Below are 18,383 nucleotides of genomic sequence, written 5' to 3' on the forward strand. Positions count from 1 at the left end.
TATTTGCGGAATTATAGGCGAGCCGATTCCGCTGGCATCACGCCGGGCGGAAGCGACTCGACGCGCAGCACGCGTTGGGGATAGGGAATGTCGATGTGCGCCGCCCGCAGGCCTTCGAGGATGGCGATATTGATGGCGGAGCGGACGTTGTCCTTGCCCTTGTCGGGATCGGCGATCCAGAAGTTGAGGCTGAATTCCAGCCCGTCCGGCGCGAAGTTCACGAGGAAGGCAACGGGCGCCGGATCGCCGAGCACGCGCGGCTGCGCGACGGCGGCGGCGCAGAGGATGGCCTGCACCTGCACCACTTCGCTGTCGTAGCCGACGACGACGTTGGTCGCGAGGTTGAACTTCAGGTCGGACACCGACAGGTTCTCGACCCGGCTCGTGATGAGCGACTCGTTGGGCACGATCGACTCGCGGCCGTTGCCCTGCCGCACGAGTGTGTAGCGCGTCTTGATGTCGGTGATGCGGCCTTCGAAGCCGTCGACCTTGACGTTGTCGCCGATGCGGATCGAGCGTTCGAGCAGGATGACGAAGCCGCTCACGTAGTTGGCGGCGAGCTTCTGCAGCCCGAAGCCGAGGCCGACGCCCAGGGCGCCTCCCAGCACCGAGAGCGCCGTCAGGTCCACGCCGACAGCCGAGAGCGCGAACAGCAGTCCGATCATCAGCAGGAAGGCCCGGATCGCGTTGGACGCGACCTTGCGCATGGAAAGGTCTGTCACCGCCGTGCGCAGGATCCGCTTCTCGACGGTGGAGGAGATCCACAGCGCGATGACGAGCACGAAGCCGGCCGAGAGCGTGCCTTCGAGGATGGTGCGCAGGCTCACCCGTGTCTTGCCGAAAGCCAGCGTGATGTTTTCGAGTTCGCCCAGTACCGCTGGCAGCAGCCCGACGATCCACAGCGCCGCGGTGGCCCAGGCCAGCCAGGAGACGGTGCGCTCGATCAGCCGCACCAGGGTCGAGGTCGGGAACACCGCCCTCAGCACCCGGGCGAACAGGCGGATCGCCACCAGCGAGAGGAACGCCGACACCGCGATGCGCAGCACGAGCACGGGCTGGTAGTCGAGCACGAAACGCCGCGCCAGGTCGGTCAGGGCCAGCGCCAGCACGGGGAACAGCAGGCCGTCGAAGGTGCGCTCGCCGAACCAGATCGAATCCTTGGGCTTGTCGCGCCCGAACCAGAGGCTGAGCGCCCATGCGGCGCCGACACAGCCGGCCAGCGCGGCAAGTTCGATCCACAGGCTGTGGGCGTCGATCTGGCCTAGGCGCTGGAAGAAATCGTTGAGGTTCATTTTCCGGGACTAGGACGAGCGGCTGCTGCGGATGATGGGGGTGTGCGGTAGGGCCCTTGGCCGACGGGGGCGCGGCGGGGTCGATCCCTCCGCCGGACGCTTCGTTGTTGCGCGGAGGTTGATCTGCTGGAGGCGCCCTCGGTGTTTGCACACCCCGGAGCCCGGTATGCGGTGCGGGCCGCGCGACCCCTGTGCGCCGCCGAAGCACGCAGCCTTGCGCGGATCAGGGCCCACGCTTGTCTGAGCGCAGCGAGTTGCGTGGGACCCCGCGAAAGGCGAGTACTGCAGGGGAGCCCGAAGCGCCGGCGCACCGGGGTCGCGCGGCCCGCACCGCATACCGGGCGTGCTTCCATGGGACGCACGAAACACGACAACACAACAACACAAGCACAAAGACTCATGGCGTGATCAGACCCCTACAGGTCGGCCAGCACCCGCAGGTGCGCCTCGACGCTGCAAGCCAGCGCATCGAGGTTGTAGCCGCCTTCGAGCATCGACACGATGCGCCCCTGGGAGAAGCGCCGCGCGACGTCGACGATGCGGCTGGTGATCCAGGCATAGTCGTTCTCGTTGAGCCGCAGTTGCCCCAGGTCATCGTCGCGGTGCGCATCGAAACCCGCGCTCACGAAGATCATCTGCGGCTTGAATTCTTCCAGCCGCGGCATCCAGCAGGCCTCGATCAGCTCGCGCACGTCCATGCCCTTGGTATAGGCCGGCACCGGCAGATTGAGCATGTTGGCGGCCGGATGGTCGGTGCCGCAGTACGGATAGAACGGATGCTGGAAGAAACTCACCATCAGCACATGCGGGTCGTTCCTGAGGATGTCTTCCGTGCCGTTGCCGTGGTGGACGTCGAAGTCGACGATCGCCACCCGCTCCAGGCCGTGTGCCTCGATGGCGTGCCGCGCCGCGATCGCGACGTTGTTGAAGAAGCAGAAGCCCATGGCCTTGTCGCGGCAGGCATGGTGCCCCGGCGGGCGCACCGCGCAGAAGGCATTTTCCAGCTCGCCCGCGATCACCGCGTCGGTCGCCGCGATGGCGGCGCCCGCGGCGCGCCGGGCGGCAAGCACGGTGAAGCGCGTGAGCACCGTGTCGGGGTCGAGCTGGGCATGATCCGGGCCGCCGGCCGGCGCGTCCTCGACCAGGCGCTGGCTCAGGGCCTCGAGATGCTCCATGTGCGCCACGCTGTGCGCCCGCGTGATCTGCTCCAGCGTCGCCAGCGGCACCTCGCCGCGCTGGAGCGCGTCGCCCACACCCGTGAGCAACAGCCGGTCCTCGATCGCGTCGAGCCGCGCGGGGCACTCGGGATGCCCCTCGCCCATGTCATGCTTCCAGCAGTCCCGATGTGTGAAATAGCCCGTTTTGCCCATGGATGGAATCGCGTCGTAGCCTCACGCGACACGAGGCCGCAAGGCTTACGGTATTGTTTGCATATGGATACAAAAATGGACGTCGCGGCAAAGCTCGCCAGTTTGCTGGGTCAGCTTAACACGGTGATCGTGGGCAAAGAGGCGCAGGTGCGCGACTGCGTGGCCTGCCTCCTGGCGGGCGGCCACCTGCTGATCGAGGATGTGCCGGGAGTCGGCAAGACCACCCTCGCGCATGCGCTCTCGCACACCTTCGGCCTGCAGTTCTCGCGCGTGCAGTTCACCGCCGACCTGATGCCGGGCGACCTCTCCGGCGTGGCGATCTTCGACCGCGGCCAGCAGGCCTTCGTGTTCCATCCCGGCCCGATCTTCGCCCAGGTCCTGCTCGCCGACGAGATCAACCGCGCCAGCCCCAAGACCCAGAGCGCGCTGCTGGAGGCCATGGAGGAAAAGCAGGTCACGGTGGAAGGCGAGACGCGCCCTCTTCCCACCCCCTTCTTCGTGATCGCGACGCAGAACCCGCACGACCAGTTGGGCACCTTCGCGCTGCCCGAATCGCAGCTCGACCGCTTCCTGATGCGCATCTCGCTCGGCTACCCGGACCGCGCCGCCGAACGCGAACTGCTCGCCGGCGCCGACCGGCGCGAGATGCTCTCCGGCCTGCCCGCGCTGCTGACCGCCGGCGAACTCACGGCCCTGCAGCAGCGCGTGCTGCAGGTGCACGCGGCCGAGCCGCTGCTGAACTACGTCCAGGACCTGATCGCGGCGACGCGCTCCGGCCGCTGGTTCCTGCAGGGCCTCTCGCCGCGCGCCGGCATCGCGGTGCTGCGCGCCGCCAAGGCCCAGGCGCTGCTGGCCAACCGCGACTACGTGGCGCCCGACGACGTGCAGGCCGTGCTGCCGCAGACGATCGCGCACCGGCTGACGCCGGTCGGCGACGCCGGCCGCGGCGCGGTCGAACAGGTGCGCGCCATGGCAGCAGCGGTACCGCTATGAGCGGGGACCGCCCCCAGGCTTGCCCACTTCGTGTGGCCGCCTCCCCCCTCGCGGGGGCGCCGCCGGCGGCCCAGCGAAGCCGGTTCCGCGGCGGCCCTGGTGGAGAGGGGCGCTTCGAAGTTGGTGGGTCTCGGGCGCGCGCATGATCTCCTCGCTGCGCTCGCGCATCGACGGCTGGTTCCTCTCGCGCCGGCCGCCGTCGGACACGCTGGAGCTCACGCAGCGCAATGTCTACATCGTGCCGACCACCGCGGGCTGGATGCTGGCCGCGACGCTGCTGCTGCTGCTGGTCGCGTCGATCAACTACCAGCTCAACCTCGGCTACCTGCTGACCTTCCTGCTGGCGGGCAGCGTGGCGGTCGGCATGCACGTGTGCCACGGCACCCTGCGCGGCCTGGCGATGCACCTGGTGCCGCCCGAGGCGCAGTACGCGGGCGCGGCGGCCGTCTTTCGCGTGGTGCTGCACAACGCCAGGCGCGGCACCCGCTACGGCATCGGGATGGCGGTTCGCCACAGCGGGCAGTGGTCGTGGTGCGACGTGCCGGCACAGGGCAGCGCGACGGTGGAGGTGGCCTTCAGGCCCGAGCGGCGCGGCCTGCACGCGGTGCCGACGCTCACGGCCGAAACGCGCTTCCCGCTCGGGACCTTTCGCGTGTGGACGGTATGGCGCCCGGCGTCGCAGATGCTGGTGTATCCGGCGCCGGAATCGAATCCGCCCCCGCTGCCCGCCGGCGAACCCCTGGCCGGACAGGCCGCGACCGCTTCGATGCGCGCGAACATCGGCGGCGAGTACGACGGCCTGCGGGCCTATCGGCGCGGTGATCCGCTCAAGCTCGTGGTCTGGAAGAGAGCGGCGCAGGCGCAGGCCGCCGGATCGGAGGAGCTCGTGAGCCGGGATACGCAGCAGTCGCAGCGCCAGGAGCTCTGGCTGGACGCGCAGACCGCGGGCCTGCCCGGCTTCGAGGCGCGGCTGTCCAGGCTTTGCGCGTGGGTGCTGATGGCGGACCGGCTGGGCGTCGACTATGGCCTGAGGGTGGCGGGCAAGGTGGTCGCTCCCTCGCAGGGCGAGGCACACAAGCGGCGCTGCCTGGAGGCGCTGGCGCTATGTTGACCAAGCTGCGGGCCTTGCCCAGGGAAGCCAGGGACACCCTCTTCCTCCTCTCGGTCATCGCGCTGATCGTCCTCCCGCAGGTCCCCAACCTGCCCTGGTGGTGCAGCACCCTGACCGCCATCGTCCTGCTCTGGCGCGGCAGCCTGGCCGTGCAGGCCAAGCCCCTGCCGGGCCGATGGTGGCGCATCGCCCTGCTCGTCGTCACGCTCGCCGCCACCTACGTCACGCACCGCACGCTGCTCGGGCGCGACGCCGGCGTCACCCTGCTCGTGATCCTGCTCGCGCTCAAGACGCTCGAGCTGCGCGCGCGCCGCGATGCGTTCGTGGTCTTCTTCCTGGGCTTCTTCACGATGCTCACGAACTTCTTCTATTCGCAGTCGCTCCTGACCGCGGTCGCGATGCTGCTGGCGCTGCTCGGCCTGCTGACCGCGCTGGTCAACGCGCACATGCCGGTGGGCAGGCCGCCGCTGATGCAGGCGGCGCGCACCGCCGGCTGGATGGCGCTGCTGGGCGCGCCGATCATGCTGGCGCTGTTCCTGCTGTTCCCGCGCATGGCGCCGCTGTGGGGCACGCCGAACGACACCGTCACCGGGCGCACCGGCCTGTCGAACACGATGCGCGTCGGCACCATCGCGCAGCTGGCGCTCGACGACGGGATCGCCGCGCGGGTCAAGTTCGATGGCGACAGCCTGCCGGCGCAACGCGACATGTACTTCCGCGGTCCGGTGCTGTCGCGCTTCGACGGCCACGAATGGTCCTCGCCGCCCGCCTTCGAGCGCATCTACCTGCCGGCCAACCTGCGCGTGCAAGGCCAGGCCACGACCTACGAGGTCACGCTGGAGCCCTCCAACCGCCCCTGGCTGCTGGTGCTCGATGCAGCACCCGCGAAACCGGAGCTCCCGGGCTACGAATTGTTCGGCACGCCCGACCTGCAGTGGCTCGCCAGCCGCCCGATCGGCGACCTCGTGCGCTACCGCGCCACCAGCTACACCCGGTACCAGAGCGGCCCGACCCGCCGCACGGCCGGGCTGCGGCCCTACGTGGCGCTGCCGCCCGGCACCAACCCGCGCACCGCGGCCCTGGCCGCGCAGATGCGCAGCGATCCCGCCCTCGCCGGCGCGGCCACGCCGGCCTACGTGCAGGCCGTGCTGCGGCGGCTGCGCACCGGCGGCTACAGCTACACGCTGGACCCCGGCCTCTACGGCGACAACAGCGCCGACGAGTTCTGGTTCGACCGCAAGGCCGGCTTCTGCGAGCACATCGCCTCGGCCTTCGTCGTCCTCATGCGTGCGCTCGACATTCCGGCGCGCATCGTCACGGGCTACCAGGGCGGCGAGCTCAACCCCGTCGACGGCTTCTGGGTGCTGCGCAACAGCGATGCGCACGCCTGGGCCGAGGTGTGGGAGGAAGGCACGGGCTGGGTGCGCGTCGATCCGACCGGCGCCATCTCGCCGGACCGCGTCGGCCTGTTCCGTCGCCTGGTGCCGCAGCCGGGCCTGTTCGCCGGCGCGATCGGCGCCATGAGCCCGACGGTGGCGCAGAACCTGCGCGCGGCCTGGGAGGCCCTCAACAACGGCTGGAACCAATGGGTGCTCAACTACACGCAGAGCCGGCAGCTCGACCTGCTCAAGCATCTCGGCTTCGAGGCGCCCAGCCTGGCGGACCTGGCGACCGTGCTGCTCGCCCTGCTGGTCGCGGCCAGCCTGGCCGGCGCCGGCTGGACGCTGTGGGAGCGCAGCCAGCACGACCCGTGGCTCAGGCTGCTGGCCCAGGCCCGCGCGCGCCTGCAGAGAGCGGGCATCGACGTGCCCGAAGCCACGCCGCCGCGCCAGATGGCGGCCCGCCTGGGCGAGCGCTTCGGCGCAAAGGCGCAGGCCGCCCAGGACTGGCTGCTCAGGCTCGAAGCCCAGCGCTATGCCAGGACACCGACCGAGGCCCTGTCCGCCCTGCGCGGAGAACTCCGCCGCATCCACTGGCCGCGCTGAAAGCACCGGGACCTGCCTGCGGAGGGCGGCCGGACGGCACAATCCAGCGATGCGACGCCTACTCTCGAACGTTCTTCCGGCAGCCCTCGCCCTGGCGGCCGCCTGCGCCCTGCTCCTGCCGGCAGCCCCCGCTTCAGCCCGCGCGCCCGACGGGAAACGCGGCGGCACCGTGCGTGGCGACATACCCTACGCCACGCGCGAGGACGCGATGCGCTTCGCCGACGACATCGCGACGCGGCGCAACCTCGATCGCGACTGGGTGCGCGCCACCATCGGCGCGGCCCGGCTGCTGCCGAACGTGCCGCGCCTGATGCTGCCGGCGCCCACGGGCACGCCGAAGAACTGGAACGCCTACCGCGGCCGCTTCATCGACCCGGTGCGCATCGCCGCCGGCGTGCGCTTCTGGCGCGCCAACGCCGACACGCTGGCCCGCGCCGAAGCCGAGTTCGGCGTGCCGCCCGAGATCATCGTCGGCATCGTCGGCGTCGAAACCATCTACGGCCGCAACATGGGCAACTTCCGGGTGATCGACGCGCTGGCCACGCTGTCCTTCGATTTCCCGCAGGCCCATCCGCGCGCGGCCGAGCGCCAAGCCTTCTTCCGGAGCGAACTCGAAAGCTTCCTCAGCCTGGAGAGCCGCACGGCCGAAGACCCGCTGGTGCCGGTGGGCAGCTACGCGGGCGCGATGGGCATGCCGCAGTTCATGCCCAGCAGCATCGCCAGGTACGCGATCGATTTCGACGGCGACGGCCGCATCGACCTGGTCAACGACGCGGCCGACGTGATCGGCTCGGTGGCGAACTACTTCAAGTCCTTCGGCTGGCAACGGGGGATGCAGCCCTTCTACCCGGTGAGCTTCGACCCGACCCGACTGCAGAAGGCCGTGCTGCTCGCGCCCGACATCCTGCCAAGCTTCAGCGCCGATGCCTTCGTGGCCGGCGGCGCCGTGCTCGAGGGCGAGGCGCCGCGGCACCAGGGCCTGCTCGCGCTGGTCGAGCTGCAGAACGGCCCCGAGGCGCCGAGCTACGTCGCCGGCACGCAGAACTTCTATGTGATCACGCGCTACAACTGGAGCAGCTACTACGCCATGTCGGTGATCGAGCTCGGGCGCGAGGTGCGCTCGGCCATGGAACAGTGATGGACAGCGAGGCCTTGCGCGCGTCTTGGACAGGCGCCTGGCGCGAACTCGGCATCGCCGCGCCCGATGCGCTGCTTGCCGAACTGCAGAGCCGCCACGGCGAGCCGCAGCGCCACTACCACACGCTCCAGCACCTGGGCGAATGCCTCGGACTGCTGGAGGCGCATCGCGCCGCCGCCGAGAGACCCGCCGAGGTGGCGCTGGCCCTGTGGTTCCACGATGCGATCTACGACGTTCACGGCCACGACAACGAGGCCCGCAGCGCCGATTGGGGGCGCGACGCGCTCGTCGCCGCCGGCGCGCCGGCCGAGGTGGCGCGGCGGGTGCACGGGCTCGTCATGGCGACGCAGCACAGCGCCCTGCCCGAAGGCCGCGACGCCGAACTGCTGGTCGACATCGACCTGGCGATCCTCGGCGCCGCGCCGCAGCGCTTCGCGCAATACGAACAGCAGATCCGCGCCGAATACGCGCATGTGCCGCCCGTGCTCTTCGAGGCACGCCGGCGCGCCATCCTCTCGCGCTTTCTCGAACGCGAGCCGCTCTACCGCACGGCGGCGATCCGCGCCGAGCGAGAACAGCGCGCGCGCATCAACCTCCGGGTGGCGATCGGACCGGCCGGCGCCCCCTCGGTCGAAGAGCTGCTGGCCCTTGCCATCCAGCGCGTCAACGGCGGCGACCCCGCCCAGGCCAGGGCCTTGTGCGACCTCGCGCTGGCGGCGCACCCGCCCCACCCGGCCGTGTTCCAGCTGCTGGCGCATCTGCTGCTGCAGGAGGGCGACCTGCCGCAGGCGGGCGAGCGCGCAGCGCAAAGCCTCGCACTGCGGCCGGGGCATGCGCCGACGCTCAGGCTCGCCGAGGACATCGCCCATGCGGCCTTCGAACGGGCACTGAAGCTGCAGGATGCCGGCGACCTCAAGGGCGCCGCCGAGGCCTTGCGTCTGGCGCTGCGCCTGCTGCCGACCTACGCACAGGCCGCGGTCAACCTCGGCATCGTGCTGCAGGAAGACGGTGACCTGGAAGGCGCGATGTCGGCCTATGGCCGCGCCTACCGCCTGCGCGAAGACAGCTTCGGGCGCATCGCCCATGCCCTGGCGGCGGCGAGCACCGGCCGGATCTGGCTGGAACTCGACGACCTGCGCGAGGCCTTGAGAACGGCGCCCGCCTTCTGAGTCAGCCGCGATTGCGCCTGGTGCGATAGCCCCGGCGGTACACGCCCGGGCCCGCCATGATCCTGGCCGAAAGCTCCTCGTAACGCTGCACGTGCTGCGCCGACATCGGCTCGCAGACCAGCGTCGGCGCATCGCGCGGCACCGGGTAGCACTGCGCCACCGGCGTGCCGCGCGGCAGCGTGCCGCGGAAGTCCGGATCAGTCCAGACCGCCGGAAAATTGATGCCGATATCGACGAAGCGGTCCGAATCGACCATGCCCGTGATGACGCGAAACGGCAGATCCTCGCGCTGGACCGGATGAACCGCCATCAATGACCATCCGGGCTCCAGCTCGATGGTCCAGAAGCTGTTGAACTTCAGGGCCGAGCGATGGCCATGCGCCAGCGGCGAACCCGCGATCTGCTCGGGCACATGAAAGCTCAGCGGCGCGCGCGGGTGGGCGCCCGAGGCCAGCTTGGGCAAGGGCCAGTCCCAGCTGAAGCGCATCGCCTCCACCTGCACATCGCAGGGCAGCAGCAGCAGAAAGCCATGCGCCATCGCGTCGACGAAGGGCGGGCATTGCTTGACCGTGCGCACGCTGCGCTGATGCACGGCCGACTCCACCCGCGGCGCCATCGCGCGCAGCCAGTCGGGCAGCGCGGCGCCGGCCGGCACGGGGCGCGGCAGCAGGTCGATCAGCGCGGGGTCGCAGCGGAAAGTGATGATCATGAATTCGCAATGCGCCGAGGCCGGGCCCGGTCGGGGGCGGCCTCGGCGGCTTTCGTGCAGACGAAGGGCCGAGCGTATCAGCGCACGCGTCCTTCCTTCCATGCACCGACCAGCTTGTCGTAGTTGATGGTCTGGCCTTGCGGCTTCTCGTTGGCCAGCTTCTTCCACGGCGCGCCCTTGTCGCTGAGCCACTTGTCGGGCGAGCTCTTGGCGTTGAGCTTCGGCGCGCAGTGCGCCATGCCGGCGCGCTGCAGGCGGGCCATCACGTCGTCCATCTCCGAGGCCAGGTTGTCCATCGCCTGCTGCGGCGTCTTCTCGCCGGTGACGGCCACCGCCACGTTCTTCCACCACAGCTGGGCCAGCTTCGGATAGTCGGGCACGTTGTTGCCGGTCGGCGTCCAGGCCACGCGCGCCGGGCTGCGGTAGAACTCGATGAGCCCACCGTACTTCGCCGCGTTCTGCGTGAAATAGTCGGAGCGGATGTCGCTGTCGCGGATGAAGGTGAGACCGACGATCGACTTCTTCAGCGAAGTGGTCTTGGAGGTCACGAACTGCGCGTACAGCCAGGCGGCGGCGGCACGGTTCGGATCGTTGGACTTGAGGAAGGTCCATGAGCCCACGTCCTGGTAGCCGTTCTGCATGCCCTGCTTCCAGTAAGGGCCGTTCGGGCCGGGGGCCATGCGCCACTTCGGCGTGCCATCCGCGTTCACGACCGGCAGGCCCTGCTTGATCATGTCGGCGGTGAAGGCGGTGTACCAGAAGATCTGCTGCGCGATCTGCCCCTGCGCCGGCACCGGGCCGGATTCGCCGAAGGTCATGCCCATGGCCTCCTTGGGCGCGTACTTCTTCATCCAGTCGATGTACTTCGTCAGCGCATAGACGGCCGCCGGCGAATTGGCGCCGCCGCCGCGCTCGACCGAGGCGCCGACCGGCGTGCACTTGTCGTCAGCCACGCGAATGCCCCACTCGTCCACCGGCAGGCCATTGGGGATGCCGACATCGGCCTCGCCCGCCATCGACAGCCAGGCGTCGGTGAAGCGCCAGCCGAGCGACGGGTCCTTCTTGCCGTAGTCCATGTGGCCATAGATCGGCTTGCCGTCGAGCGTCTTCACGTCCTCGCTGAAGAAGGCGGCGATGTCTTCGTAGGCGCTCCAGTTGAGCGGCACGCCCAGCTCGTAGCCGTACTTCGCCTTGAACTTGTCCTGGAGGTCCTTGCGCGCGAACAGGTCGGCGCGGAACCAGTAGAGATTGGCGAACTGCTGGTCGGGCAGCTGGTACAGCTTGCCGTCGGGCGCGGTCGTGAAGCTGGTGCCGATGAAGTCCTTCAGGTCCAGCCCGGGGTTGGTGAACTCCTTCCACGGCCCGGCCATCTGGTCGGTGAGCGAGAGCGCCGTGCCGTAGCGGTAGTGGGTGCCGATGTGATCGGAGTCGTTGATCCAGCCGTCATAGATCGACTTGCCCGACTGCATCGAGGTCTGCAGCTTCTCGACCACATCGCCCTCCTGGATGATGTCGTGCTTGACCTTGATGCCGGTGATTTCCTCGAAGGCCTTGGCCAGCGTCTTCGATTCGTATTCGTGCACGGTGAGCGTCTCGGAGACGACCGCGATTTCCTTCACGCCCTTGCCCTGCAGCGTCTTGGCCGCGTCGATGAACCACTTCATCTCGGCCATCTGCTGATCCTTGTTCAGGGTCGACGGCTGGAACTCGCTGTCGATCCACTTCTTGGCCTCGGCTTCCCCGGCCCATGCCGCCTGGCCGGCGCACAGGGCTGCGGCGGCGAGTGCCAGCGCGGTGTAGCGCATCTTCATAGTCTGTCTCCTCGGTTGGTGCCACCCCATTTCTTCGAAGACTCGCTCGGCCCTGGGGCGGCGGGGAGCCGAATCCGTCGGTTGTCGCGGCTCAGCCCTTTCGCATGATCAGCGCCAGCACGAACATGGAGAGCACGAAGCTGACCCAGATCGAGGGCTCGGCTTCCAGGCTCAGCCATTCCTGGAATTTGCCCGCGAGGCCGATGAAGGCCAGGTTGATGTAGGCCGCGGTCAGCAGCCCGATGAAGAGACGGTCGCCGCGCGTCGTCTCCATGGGAAGCCAGCCGCGGCGCAGGGTGGTGGGCGACTTCAACTCCCACGCCGTCATGCCGGCCAGCATGAGCGCGATGCAGGTGAAGAAAACCGCCACCGGCGTGGTCCAGACCATCCAGTCGAACATCTCAGTCTCCCGTCAGACGCGGCCCATCGCGAAACCCTTCGCGATGTAGTGCCGGACGAACCAGATCACGATCGCGCCCGGCACGATGGTCAGCACGCCCGCGGCCGCCAGCGTCGCCCAGTCCATGCCGGCCGCGCTCACGGTGCGCGTCATCGTCGCCACGATGGGCTTGGCGTTCACGCTGGTCAGCGTGCGCGCCAGCAGCAGCTCGACCCAGCTGAACATGAAGCAGAAGAAGGCCGCCACGCCGACGCCGGCCTTGATGAGCGGCAGGAAAATCGTCAGGAAGAAGCGCGGAAACGAATAGCCGTCGATGTACGCCGTCTCGTCGATCTCGCGCGGGATGCCGCTCATGAAGCCCTCGAGGATCCAGACCGCCAACGGCACGTTGAACAGCAGGTGCGCCAGGGCCACGCCCAGGTGCGTGTCCATCAGCCCGACCGTCGTGTAGAGCTGGAAGAAGGGCAGCAGGAACACCGCGGGCGGCGTCATGCGGTTGGTCAGCAGCCAGAAGAAGACGTGCTTGTCGCCCAGGAAGGAGTAGCGTGAGAAGGCGTAGGCCGCCGGCAGCGCCACGGTGAGCGAGATCACCGTGTTGATGCCGACATAGATCAGGCTGTTGATGTAGCCCGAGTACCACGACTCGTCGGTGAAGATGCGCTTGTAGTTCTCCCAGGTGAGATGCTGCGGGAAGAACGAGAAGCTCGACAGGATCTCCTCGTTCGTCTTGAAGCTCATGTTGATCATCCAGTAGATGGGCAACAGCGCGAACAGGATGTAGAGCAGCAGGAAGAAGCTGCGCTTGCGAAAGCGTCGGTCGTTCATTGGGTCTCCTCCACTTCGTGCGTGCCCACGCGCAGCATCCAGTTGTAGAGGACGAAGCACAGCAGCAGGATGATCAGGAAATAGATCAGCGAGAAGGCTGCCGCCGGCCCGAGGTCGAACTGGCCCACCGCCTTCTGCGTGAGGTACTGGCTCAGGAAGGTGGTCGCGTTGCCCGGCCCGCCGCCCGTCAGCACGAAGGGTTCGGTGTAGATCATGAAGCTGTCCATGAAGCGCAGCAGCACCGCGATCACCAGCACGCCGCGCATCTTGGGCAGCTGGATGAAGCGGAACACGGCGAACTTGCTCGCGCCGTCGATGCGTGCCGCCTGGTAGTACGCGTCGGGGATCGAGCGCAGGCCGGCGAAGCACAGCAGCGCCACCAGCGGCGTCCAGTGCCAGACGTCCATCAGAAGCACCGTGAGCCAGGCATGGGTGGCGTTGCCGGTGTAGTTGTAGTCGATGCCCAGCTTCTGCAGCGCATAGCCGAACAAGCCGATGTCGGCGCGTCCGAAGATCTGCCAGATGGTGCCCACCACGTTCCATGGAATCAGCAGCGAGAGCGCGACGATCACCAACACGGCCGAGGACTTCCAGCCGGTCGCCGGCATCGACAGCGCCAGGCAGATGCCCAGCGGAATCTCGACCAGCAGCACCGCGATCGAGAAGCCGAGCTGCCGCGCCAGCGCCTCGTGAAGCTCGCTGTCGCGCATCACCGAGGCGAACCATTCGGTGCCGACGAACACGCGGCGGTCCGGCGAGATGATGTCCTGCACCGAATAGTTGACGACCGTCATCAGCGGCACGATGGCCGAGAAGGCGACGCAGATCAGCACCGGCAGCACGAGCCACCAGGCCTTCTGGTTGATGGGCTTGTTGGTGCCGTTCATGCCACGAGCTCCTCGTCGCGGTAGTAGCAGGTGTGCGCGTCCAGCACCTTCAGCCAGATCGGCTGCCCCGCGGCCGGCACACGCGCATCCGAATGCAGGCGGGCCTTCAGCACGGTCTCCCCGACCCGCGCGCTGAGCATCTGGTGCGTGCCGACGTCCTGCACCTGCACCACCGTGGCCATCAGCGCGCCGGGCGCATCGGGGGGCGACAGCGCGACGTACTCGGGGCGGATGCCGAGCTTGAGCGGGCCCTCGGGCAAGGCGCGCAGCCCGGCCAGCCGGGTGCCCGCGACCTCGATCGAGCCGCCCGTGCTGAGCACCGGAAGAAAGTTCATGCCCGGCGAGCCGATGAAGTGGCCGACGAAGGTATGGGCCGGCCGCTCGAACAGGGCCTCGGCACTGCCGACCTGCACCGCCTTGCCGCGCGTCATCACCACCACCTCCTCGGCGAAAGTCAGGGCCTCGACCTGGTCGTGCGTGACGTAGATCAGCGTGAGCTTGAGCTCGCGGTGGATCTGCTTGAGCTTGCGTCGCAGTTGCCACTTGAGGTGCGGATCGATCACCGTCAGCGGCTCGTCGAAGAGCACCGCCGACACGTCGCTGCGCACCAGCCCCCGGCCGAGCGAGATCTTCTGCTTGGCATCGGCCGCCAGGCCGGCGGCGCGGTGGTTGAGCTGGCCGCTCATGTCGAGCATTTCGGCGATCTCGCCCACGCGCTTCCTGATCTGCTCGGCCGGCACGCCGCGGTTGCGCAGCGGGAATGCCAGGTTCTGGGCCACGGTCATCGTGTCGTAGATCACCGGGAACTGGAACACCTGCGCGATGTTGCGCTGCTGCGGCGTCTCCAGCGTCACGTCCCGGCCATTGAATCGCACGCTGCCCTGCGAGGGCGCGAGCAGCCCGGAGATGATGTTGAGCATGGTCGTCTTGCCGCAACCCGAGGGGCCGAGCAAGGCGTAGGCGCCGCCGTCGCGGAAGCTCATCTTGAGCGGCAGCAGCGCATAGTCGCTGTCCTGTCGCGGGTTCGGGCGATAGGCGTGGGCCAGGTCGAGGTCGATGCGGGCCATGTCAGCCTTCTCCTTTCTTGCGCCAGGCGGGCGCCAGCGCGAGCTGGCCGCCGGCATCGAACACATAGGCCTGCGCGGCGCTGAAGTACAGCGTGATTGCCGTGCCGAGCTCGAAGCGGTGCACGCCCGTGAGCTGGGCCACCAGTTCGCCCACCAGCGTCTCGACGTGCACGAAGGTGTCCGAGCCCGAGATCTCGGCCAGCTCCACCTTGCCCGGCAGCGCGAGCCCTGCGCCGTCGGCGTCGATGTTCAGCGCGCTCGCGCGCAGGCCGACGGTCACGCCGCCCTCGATGGCCTGGGGCAGCGCCACCGGCAGCAAGGGGCCGCCTTCGATCTGCACCCCGCCCTCGGCCACGCGCCCCGACAGCAGGTTCATCGGCGGATCGCTGAAGGCGCGCGCCACGCGCAGCGAGCGCGGCGCATGGAAGACCTCGGCCGTCGGCCCGTACTGCAGCAGCTCGCCGGCATCCATCACGGCCGTGAAGCCGCCCAGCAGCAAGGCCTCGCCTGGTTCGGTGGTGGCGTAGATCACGGTGGAGTCGCCGGTCGCGAACAGCTGCGTGAGCTCCTCGCGTAGGCCTTCGCGCAGCTTGTAGTCGAGGTTCACCAGGGGCTCGTCGAGCAGCATCAGCGGCGCGTTCTTGGCCAGCGCGCGAGCCAGCGCGACGCGCTGCTGCTGGCCGCCCGAGAGTTCCGCCGGATAGCGGTCGAGGAACATGCCGATGTGCAGCTTGTCGGCCAGTTCCCGCACCTTCGCATCGACGTTCTTCTCGCCGCGCAGCTTGAGCGGCGAGCCGATGTTGTCGGCGACCTTGAGCGAGGGGTAGTTGATGAACTGCTGGTAGACCATCGCCACATTGCGATCGCGCACAGGCACCCCGGTCACATCCTTGGCGTCGACCAGCACCCGGCCCTCGGTGGGCGTGTCGAGGCCGGCCATCAGGCGCATCAGGCTCGTCTTGCCCGCCTGCGTGGCGCCGAGCAGCACCGTCACCGCGCCGCTCCTGGGCGAGATGCTCTGCGGGTAGAGCCACGTCTGCGGGCCCACCTTCTTGGTGATGCTGTCGAGTGTGAGTTGCATGAATCTCCCTTGATCGGGCCTCCTAGGCGTGGAACTTCATCCAGGCCTCGACCTGTTCGCGTTGCGCGGGCGTGAGGCGCAGGCCGAGCTTGGAGCGGCGCCACAGCACGTCCTCGCCGCTCACCGCCCATTCCTGGTCGCGCAGGTAGCGCAATTCGCGTGAATAGACCCCGGGCGCCACGGCGGTGCCCATGTCGGCCATCGATGTCGCATCGCCGATGACCTCGGAGATGCGCGCGCCGTAGGCCCGCGCCAGCCGCCGCGCGAGGCGCGCATCGAGCCAGCGGTGGCGCGACTGCACGACCGCGACAAAACGCTCGAAGTCGTCGTCCGGCCGCGAGGCCGCGGTCTTCGCGCCGATCCAGTCGGAGAGGTCGCCCCCGGCCAGGAAGGCGCCACCGGTCCACGCCGGGCGGGCCTCGCCGAGCATCTTGCCGACCTCGTCGGCCGCGTCCTCGGCCAGCTTGCGGAAGGTGGTGATCTTGCCGCCCCACACCGACAGCAGCGGTGCCGCCGTGGTGCTGGATTCGAGCATGTAGTCGCGCGTGACGGCCGAGGGATCGCCCGACGCGTCGTCGAGCAGCGGGCGCACGCCCGAATAGGTCCACACCACGTCCGGCGGCCTCACCGGCTTCTGGAAATAGCGGCTCGCCTGCGTGCAGAGATAGTCGATCTCTTCCTTCGAGATATGGGCCGCGCCGGGATCGTCGCCGCTGAGCTCGATGTCGGTCGTGCCGATGAGCGTGAAGTCGTTCTGGTAGGGGATCGCGAAGATGATCCGCTTGTCCGGGTTCTGGAAGATGTAGGCATGGTCGTGCGCGAACAGGCGCGGCACCACGATGTGGCTGCCCTTGACCAGCCGCAGATGCCGAGTCGCCAGCGCCTCGCCGTTCGACGCGCGAGCCACGCCACGCAGGAAGGACTCGGCCCACGGGCCGGCCGCGTTCACCACTGCGCGGGCGCGCACGGTGCGCCGCCCCTGCGGCCCCTCGAGCACCGCCGTCCAGCCCTCGGGATCGCGCTGCGCGCTGACGCAGCGCGTGCGCGTCAGCACCTCGGCGCCACGGCTTCGCGCATCGACCGCGTTGAGCACCACCAGGCGCGCGTCATCGACCCAGCCGTCGGAGTAGATGAAGCCGCGCTTGAACTGCGGCTTGAGGGGCTCGCCGGCCGGGTGATGGCGCAGGTCGACACTGCGCGAGGCCGGCAGCACCTCGCGCCTGGCCAGGTGGTCGTACATGAAGAGACCGATGCGGATCATCCAGGCCGGGCGCATCGACGGGTCGTGCGGCATCACGAAGCGCAGCGGCCACATGATGTGCGGCGCGCTCTTGAGCAGCACCTCCCGCTCCTGCAGTGCCTTGCGCACCAGGGAGAACTCGTAGTACTCGAGATAGCGAAGACCGCCGTGGATCAGCTTGGTGGAAGAGGACGAGGTGTGCGCCGCGAGGTCGTCCTTCTCGCACAGCACGACGCGCCAGCCCCGCCCCGCGAGATCGCGCGCGATGCCGCAGCCATTGATGCCGCCGCCCACGATCAGGACGTCGCACTCGGTGGCCGCGTCCGCCAGGGACGCCAAAGAGGGGGAGACGGCACTCACGGCTGATGCATTGGGCAGAGTGTGATCTTGTTCACGAAGCAAAGGGTTTACGCTTTCGTATCTTTTCATTCTGGTTCCTTATTGCGCGATTTTCTTCGGCGTTTTCCCTTAAGTCCATTCGTTTGCTTTCGTTCTAAAGTGACACGCCCGCGCTTCTTCCCTCCCTCCGCTGACCTTCCCGTGAACTCCAATCCGCGCCAGCTCAAGTTGCTCAACACCGTCCAGGCCCGTGGTTCGATCACGGTCGAGCAACTCGCCGAGATGCTGGGCGTGACGCTGCAGACCGTGCGGCGCGACGTGCAGCGCCTGGCCGACGAAGGTCTGCTGACGCGCTTTCACGGCGGCGTGCGCGTGCCGAGTTCGACCACGGAGAACATCGCCTATCGTCAGCGCGAGACATTGCATGCCGAAGGCAAGGCGCGCATCGCGCGCGCCGTGGCCGCGCGGGTGCCGAACGACTGCTCGCTGATCCTGAACATCGGCACGACCACCGAGGCGATCGCGAAGGCGCTGCTGCATCACACGGGCTTGCGCGTGATCACCAACAACCTCAACGTCGCGACCATCATGAGCGACAACCCGGCCTGCGAAGTGATCGTGGCGGGCGGCACGGTGCGGCTGCGCGATCGCGCCATCGTGGGCGAGGCGACGGTCGACTTCATCCGCCAGTTCAAGGTCGACATCGCGCTCATCGGCGTGTCGAGCATCGAGGCCGACGGCACGCTGCGCGACTTCGACTTGCGCGAAGTGAAGGTGGCGCAGACCATCATCGCGCAGGCGCGCGAGGTCTGGCTGGCGGCCGATGCGAGCAAGTTCAACCGGCCTGCGATGATCGAGCTGGCCAAGCTCTCGCAGATCGACCGCCTGTTCACCGACGCGCAGCCGCCGGCGCCCTTCCCCGAGCTGCTGGAGCGCGCGCAGGTGCGCCTGGAAATCGCGTGACTG

Annotated in this window: 15 protein-coding genes and 1 pseudogene; 6 read left to right on the plus strand and 10 right to left on the minus strand. The window is 68.5% G+C overall.

All coding sequences use genetic code 11. From position 1 onward, the window contains the following. Positions 1–11 precede the first annotated feature (11 nt). Positions 12–1,292 carry a mechanosensitive ion channel family protein gene (locus tag AC1DNF_RS16850; RefSeq protein ID WP_478149756.1) on the minus strand — a complete coding sequence of 427 codons (1,281 nt, stop codon included), beginning with the start codon at positions 1,290–1,292 and terminating at the stop codon, positions 12–14. Between the two features lie 416 nt (positions 1,293–1,708). Continuing rightward, a complete protein-coding gene (locus tag AC1DNF_RS16855) occupies positions 1,709–2,662 on the minus strand; it encodes a histone deacetylase family protein (RefSeq protein WP_478149757.1) in 954 nt (317 codons plus the stop codon). Positions 2,663–2,737: 75 nt separating this feature from the next. On the opposite strand from AC1DNF_RS16855, the gene AC1DNF_RS16860 reads away from it, so the two are divergent. The 5 genes and pseudogenes from AC1DNF_RS16860 to AC1DNF_RS16880 form a co-directional block, all read left to right on the plus strand. Further along, the gene (locus tag AC1DNF_RS16860; protein ID WP_478149758.1) at positions 2,738–3,655 is read left to right on the plus strand and encodes an AAA family ATPase; all 918 of its coding nucleotides are present in this window, start codon (positions 2,738–2,740) and stop codon (positions 3,653–3,655) included. Between the two features lie 142 nt (positions 3,656–3,797). Further along, positions 3,798–4,766 carry a DUF58 domain-containing protein gene (locus tag AC1DNF_RS16865; protein WP_478149759.1) on the plus strand — a complete coding sequence of 323 codons (969 nt, stop codon included), beginning with the start codon at positions 3,798–3,800 and terminating at the stop codon, positions 4,764–4,766. Continuing rightward, on the plus strand, positions 4,760–6,751 hold the full coding sequence (locus tag AC1DNF_RS16870; protein WP_478149760.1) for a transglutaminase TgpA family protein: 1,992 nt from the start codon (positions 4,760–4,762) through the stop codon (positions 6,749–6,751). The genes AC1DNF_RS16865 and AC1DNF_RS16870 overlap by 7 nt, the downstream gene beginning before the upstream one ends. A gap of 49 nt (positions 6,752–6,800) precedes the next feature. Continuing rightward, positions 6,801–7,889, plus strand: coding sequence for a lytic murein transglycosylase B (mltB, locus tag AC1DNF_RS16875; RefSeq protein ID WP_478149761.1), 1,089 nt, complete (start codon positions 6,801–6,803; stop codon positions 7,887–7,889). Further along, positions 7,889–8,497, plus strand: a pseudogene (locus AC1DNF_RS16880) (HD domain-containing protein); the annotation flags it as partial. The gene mltB and the pseudogene AC1DNF_RS16880, both read left to right, overlap by 1 nt. Positions 8,498–9,059: 562 nt before the next feature. Here the strand turns inward: AC1DNF_RS16880 and AC1DNF_RS16885 are convergent. The 8 genes from AC1DNF_RS16885 to glpD all read right to left on the minus strand — a co-directional run bounded on the left by AC1DNF_RS16885 (position 9,060) and on the right by glpD (position 17,507). Next, positions 9,060–9,767 carry a hypothetical protein gene (locus tag AC1DNF_RS16885; protein WP_478149762.1) on the minus strand — a complete coding sequence of 236 codons (708 nt, stop codon included), beginning with the start codon at positions 9,765–9,767 and terminating at the stop codon, positions 9,060–9,062. A 77-nt stretch (positions 9,768–9,844) separates the two neighbouring features. After that, positions 9,845–11,578, minus strand: coding sequence for an ABC transporter substrate-binding protein (locus tag AC1DNF_RS16890; protein ID WP_478149763.1), 1,734 nt, complete (start codon positions 11,576–11,578; stop codon positions 9,845–9,847). A 91-nt stretch (positions 11,579–11,669) separates the two neighbouring features. Then, positions 11,670–11,978, minus strand: coding sequence for a DUF2160 domain-containing protein (locus AC1DNF_RS16895; protein WP_478149764.1), 309 nt, complete (start codon positions 11,976–11,978; stop codon positions 11,670–11,672). Between the two features lie 12 nt (positions 11,979–11,990). Beyond that, the gene (locus AC1DNF_RS16900; RefSeq protein ID WP_478149765.1) at positions 11,991–12,803 is read right to left on the minus strand and encodes a carbohydrate ABC transporter permease; all 813 of its coding nucleotides are present in this window, start codon (positions 12,801–12,803) and stop codon (positions 11,991–11,993) included. After that, on the minus strand, positions 12,800–13,690 hold the full coding sequence (locus AC1DNF_RS16905; RefSeq protein WP_478149766.1) for a carbohydrate ABC transporter permease: 891 nt from the start codon (positions 13,688–13,690) through the stop codon (positions 12,800–12,802). The genes AC1DNF_RS16900 and AC1DNF_RS16905 overlap by 4 nt, the downstream gene beginning before the upstream one ends. Further along, on the minus strand, positions 13,687–14,757 hold the full coding sequence (locus tag AC1DNF_RS16910; protein WP_478149767.1) for an ABC transporter ATP-binding protein: 1,071 nt from the start codon (positions 14,755–14,757) through the stop codon (positions 13,687–13,689). Before AC1DNF_RS16910 ends, AC1DNF_RS16905 begins: the two co-directional genes overlap by 4 nt. A 1-nt stretch (position 14,758) precedes the next feature. Beyond that, positions 14,759–15,838 carry an ABC transporter ATP-binding protein gene (locus tag AC1DNF_RS16915; RefSeq protein WP_478149768.1) on the minus strand — a complete coding sequence of 360 codons (1,080 nt, stop codon included), beginning with the start codon at positions 15,836–15,838 and terminating at the stop codon, positions 14,759–14,761. Between the two features lie 22 nt (positions 15,839–15,860). Continuing rightward, on the minus strand, positions 15,861–17,507 hold the full coding sequence (gene glpD, locus AC1DNF_RS16920; RefSeq protein WP_478149769.1) for a glycerol-3-phosphate dehydrogenase: 1,647 nt from the start codon (positions 17,505–17,507) through the stop codon (positions 15,861–15,863). 111 nt (positions 17,508–17,618) lie between these two features. On the opposite strand from glpD, the gene AC1DNF_RS16925 reads away from it, so the two are divergent. Continuing rightward, complete coding sequence (locus AC1DNF_RS16925; protein ID WP_478149770.1) at positions 17,619–18,380, plus strand: DeoR/GlpR family DNA-binding transcription regulator; 762 nt, start codon at positions 17,619–17,621, stop codon at positions 18,378–18,380. Positions 18,381–18,383: the final 3 nt, after the last annotated feature.

The organism is Variovorax sp. 01T432, assembly GCF_056398605.1.

Excerpts from the sequence above, each read along its gene's own strand:
- AC1DNF_RS16850 (WP_478149756.1), bottom strand. The coding sequence starts at position 1,292 with ATGAACCTCAACGATTTCTTCCAGCGCCTAGGCCAGATCGACGCCCAC.
- AC1DNF_RS16855 (WP_478149757.1), bottom strand. The coding sequence starts at position 2,662 with ATGGGCAAAACGGGCTATTTCACACATCGGGACTGCTGGAAGCATGAC.
- AC1DNF_RS16860 (WP_478149758.1), top strand. The coding sequence starts at position 2,738 with ATGGACGTCGCGGCAAAGCTCGCCAGTTTGCTGGGTCAGCTTAACACG.
- AC1DNF_RS16865 (WP_478149759.1), top strand. The coding sequence starts at position 3,798 with ATGATCTCCTCGCTGCGCTCGCGCATCGACGGCTGGTTCCTCTCGCGC.
- AC1DNF_RS16870 (WP_478149760.1), top strand. The coding sequence starts at position 4,760 with ATGTTGACCAAGCTGCGGGCCTTGCCCAGGGAAGCCAGGGACACCCTC.
- mltB (WP_478149761.1), top strand. The coding sequence starts at position 6,801 with ATGCGACGCCTACTCTCGAACGTTCTTCCGGCAGCCCTCGCCCTGGCG.
- AC1DNF_RS16885 (WP_478149762.1), bottom strand. The coding sequence starts at position 9,767 with ATGATCATCACTTTCCGCTGCGACCCCGCGCTGATCGACCTGCTGCCG.
- AC1DNF_RS16890 (WP_478149763.1), bottom strand. The coding sequence starts at position 11,578 with ATGAAGATGCGCTACACCGCGCTGGCACTCGCCGCCGCAGCCCTGTGC.
- AC1DNF_RS16895 (WP_478149764.1), bottom strand. The coding sequence starts at position 11,978 with ATGTTCGACTGGATGGTCTGGACCACGCCGGTGGCGGTTTTCTTCACC.
- AC1DNF_RS16900 (WP_478149765.1), bottom strand. The coding sequence starts at position 12,803 with ATGAACGACCGACGCTTTCGCAAGCGCAGCTTCTTCCTGCTGCTCTAC.
- AC1DNF_RS16905 (WP_478149766.1), bottom strand. The coding sequence starts at position 13,690 with ATGAACGGCACCAACAAGCCCATCAACCAGAAGGCCTGGTGGCTCGTG.
- AC1DNF_RS16910 (WP_478149767.1), bottom strand. The coding sequence starts at position 14,757 with ATGGCCCGCATCGACCTCGACCTGGCCCACGCCTATCGCCCGAACCCG.
- AC1DNF_RS16915 (WP_478149768.1), bottom strand. The coding sequence starts at position 15,838 with ATGCAACTCACACTCGACAGCATCACCAAGAAGGTGGGCCCGCAGACG.
- glpD (WP_478149769.1), bottom strand. The coding sequence starts at position 17,507 with ATGAAAAGATACGAAAGCGTAAACCCTTTGCTTCGTGAACAAGATCAC.